Here is a 3,212-nt window from a genome sequence, read left to right as displayed (position 1 = left end):
CGCGCTGCCGCTGGAGGACGCGGAGGCGGCCGGCGCGGTCGCCGAGGGCGTGCTCCTCGGCGCGTACGTCTACGACGCCTACAAGGAGTCCGGCAAGGACGAGAAGGCCCGCGCCAAGGCGGGCAAGGGCCCGCTGGGCGAGGCGGTGCTGCTCGGCGGCAAGCCGCGCGACCGCGCCTTCAAGGCGGCCGTGGACCGCGGCGCCGCGGTGGCCGGGGAGATGAACCGTGCCCGCGACCTGATCAACATGCCGCCGAACGACCTGTTCCCGGCCTCGTTCGCGGAGATCGCCCAGAAGGCCGCGAAGGAGCACGGCCTCAAGGTGACGGTGCTGGACGAGAAGGCGCTCGTCAAGGGCGGCTACGGCGGCATCCTCGGCGTCGGCAACGGTTCCACCCGCCCGCCGCGGCTGGTGAAGCTGTCGTACACGTCGTCGAAGGCGAAGAAGCACCTGGCCCTCGTCGGCAAGGGCATCACCTACGACTCGGGCGGCATCTCGCTGAAGCCGGCCGGTCACAACGAGACCATGAAGTGCGACATGGCCGGCGCGGCCGCGGTCTTCGCCGCGGTGGTGGCGGCCGCGCGGCTCGGCCTGGACGTCAATGTCACCGGCTGGCTCTGCCTGGCGGAGAACATGCCGTCGGGTTCCGCCACCCGTCCGGGTGACGTGCTGCGCATGTACAGCGGCAAGACGGTCGAGGTGCTGAACACCGACGCCGAGGGCCGGCTGGTGCTGGCCGACGGCCTGTGGGCCGCTTCGCAGGAGAAGCCGGACGCCGTCGTCGACGTGGCGACGCTGACCGGCGCGATGGTGCTGGCGCTCGGCTCGCGGACGTTCGCCGTCATGGCCAACGACGACGCCTTCCGCGGCGCCGTCCACGAGGCGGCCGAGGAGTCCGGCGAGGACGCCTGGCAGATGCCGCTGCCGGAGCACCTGCGCGCCGGCATGGAGTCCGCCACGGCCGACATCGCCAACATGGGCGAGCGGATGGGCGGCGGTCTGGTCGCCGGTCTCTTCCTGCGCGAGTTCGTGGGCGAGGGCGTCACCTGGGCGCACCTGGACATCGCCGGGCCGGCCTTCAACGAGGGCAAGCCCTTCGGCTACACGCCCAAGGGAGGCACGGGTTCCGCTGTACGCACGCTGGTGCGCCTGGCCGAGCTCGCCGCCGCGGGCGACCTGGTCTGACGCAGCCGTCGCGGCCCGGTGCCGCGCACGTGTCCCACCGGTGGCGGGGGACGGGTTCCGCCTCGCGGAGTCCGTCCCCCGCCCCCGTTCCGGGCACCCGCCCGCCCGCCCGGAACGCGGTGTTCCGGGCACTGTGCCGTGTCTCACAACACGGCCCCGCGTCCGGTTGGGCTCCGACAAGTGCAAAGATGGACTCTTGGCAGGACAGGGCCCCACCCGGGCCGAAGCACTTAGAGCGGCCGTGACCAGCCGCCGACCGGTCGGACGAGACCGGCGTGGCGCACATGCATGGAGGACGTGACGTGGCGAACGACGCCAGCACCGTTTTCGACCTAGTGATCCTCGGCGGCGGTAGCGGCGGGTACGCCGCGGCGCTGCGCGGGGCTCAGCTGGGCCTGGACGTCGCCCTGATCGAGAAGGACAAGGTCGGCGGCACCTGCCTGCACAAGGGATGCATTCCGACCAAGGCCCTGCTCCACGCCGGCGAGATCGCCGACCAGGCGCGTGAGAGCGAGCAGTTCGGTGTGAAGGCGACCTTCGAGGGCATCGACGTCCCCGCCGTCCAGAAGTACAAGGACGACGTGATCTCGGGCCTGTACAAGGGTCTGCAGGGCCTGATCGCCTCCCGCAAGGTGACCTACATCGAGGGCGAGGGCCGCCTGTCCTCCCCGACGTCGGTCGACGTGAACGGGCAGCGGATCCAGGGCCGCCACGTCCTGCTGGCGACCGGCTCCGTGCCGAAGTCGCTGCCGGGTCTGGAGATCGACGGCAACCGGATCATCTCCTCGGACCACGCGCTGGTCCTGGACCGCGTCCCGCAGTCCGCGATCATCCTGGGCGGCGGCGTCATCGGCGTCGAGTTCGCCTCGGCGTGGAAGTCCTTCGGCTCCGACGTCACGATCATCGAGGGCATGAAGCACCTCGTGCCGGTCGAGGACGAGAACAGCTCCAAGCTGCTGGAGCGCGCCTTCCGCAAGCGCGGCATCAAGTTCAACCTGGGCACCTTCTTCCAGAAGGCGGAGTACACCCAGAACGGCGTCAAGGTCACCCTGGCCGACGGCAAGGAGTTCGAGGCCGAGGTCCTCCTCGTCGCCGTCGGCCGCGGCCCGGTCTCGCAGGGCCTGGGCTACGAGGAGCAGGGCGTCGCGATGGACCGCGGCTACGTCCTGGTCGACGAGTACATGCGCACCAACGTCCCGACCATCTCCGCGGTCGGCGACCTGGTCCCCACCCTCCAGCTCGCGCACGTCGGCTTCGCCGAGGGCATCCTGGTGGCGGAGCGCCTGGCCGGCCTGAAGGCCGTCCCGATCGACTACGACGGTGTGCCGCGGGTGACCTACTGCCACCCCGAGGTCGCCTCCGTCGGCATCTCCGAGGCCAAGGCCAAGGAGATCTACGGCGCGGACAAGGTCGTCGCTCTCAAGTACAACCTGGCGGGCAACGGCAAGAGCAAGATCCTCAAGACCGCCGGCGAGATCAAGCTCGTCCAGGTCAAGGACGGCGCCGTGGTCGGCGTCCACATGGTGGGCGACCGCATGGGCGAGCAGGTCGGCGAGGCGCAGCTGATCTACAACTGGGAGGCGCTGCCGGCCGAGGTCGCGCAGCTCATCCACGCGCACCCGACCCAGAACGAGGCCCTGGGCGAGGCCCACCTCGCGCTGGCGGGCAAGCCGCTGCACGCGCACGACTGATCACCGCCGGGTGACTGAGAACAGACTTCCGCACTTCCGTTAGGAGCAACCGAAACCATGGCGGTTTCCGTAACCCTTCCGGCGCTCGGCGAGAGCGTCACCGAGGGCACCGTCACCCGTTGGCTGAAGGCCGAGGGTGAGCGGGTCGAGGCCGACGAGCCGCTGCTCGAGGTCTCGACCGACAAGGTCGACACCGAGATCCCCTCGCCGGTGTCCGGCGTCCTGTCCTCCATCAAGGTGGCCGAGGACGAGACGGTCGAGGTCGGCGCCGAGCTGGCCCTGATCGACGACGGTTCCGGCGCCCCGGCCGAGCAGGCCGCTCCGGCCCAGGAGCC

At 70.6% G+C, this 3,212-nt stretch carries 3 protein-coding genes; all 3 read left to right on the top strand.

Annotated elements, in window-relative coordinates:
• A partial coding sequence (locus HW445_RS23940) for a leucyl aminopeptidase (RefSeq protein ID WP_180223016.1) occupies positions 1-1,186 on the top strand: 1,186 nt, incomplete at its 5' end.
• A gap of 302 nt (positions 1,187-1,488) precedes the next feature.
• Positions 1,489-2,877 carry a dihydrolipoyl dehydrogenase gene (gene lpdA, locus HW445_RS23935; RefSeq protein ID WP_151772914.1) on the top strand — a complete coding sequence of 463 codons (1,389 nt, stop codon included), beginning with the start codon at positions 1,489-1,491 and terminating at the stop codon, positions 2,875-2,877.
• A 57-nt stretch (positions 2,878-2,934) separates the two neighbouring features.
• Positions 2,935-3,212, top strand: a 278-nt coding sequence (locus HW445_RS23930; protein ID WP_306673351.1) for a biotin/lipoyl-containing protein, incomplete at its 3' end; no start/stop codon positions are given.

This window comes from Streptomyces sp. UH6, assembly GCF_013421635.1.
Classification (GTDB): domain Bacteria; phylum Actinomycetota; class Actinomycetes; order Streptomycetales; family Streptomycetaceae; genus Streptomyces; species Streptomyces abyssomicinicus.
This window is presented reverse-complemented; position numbering and strand designations above follow the sequence as displayed.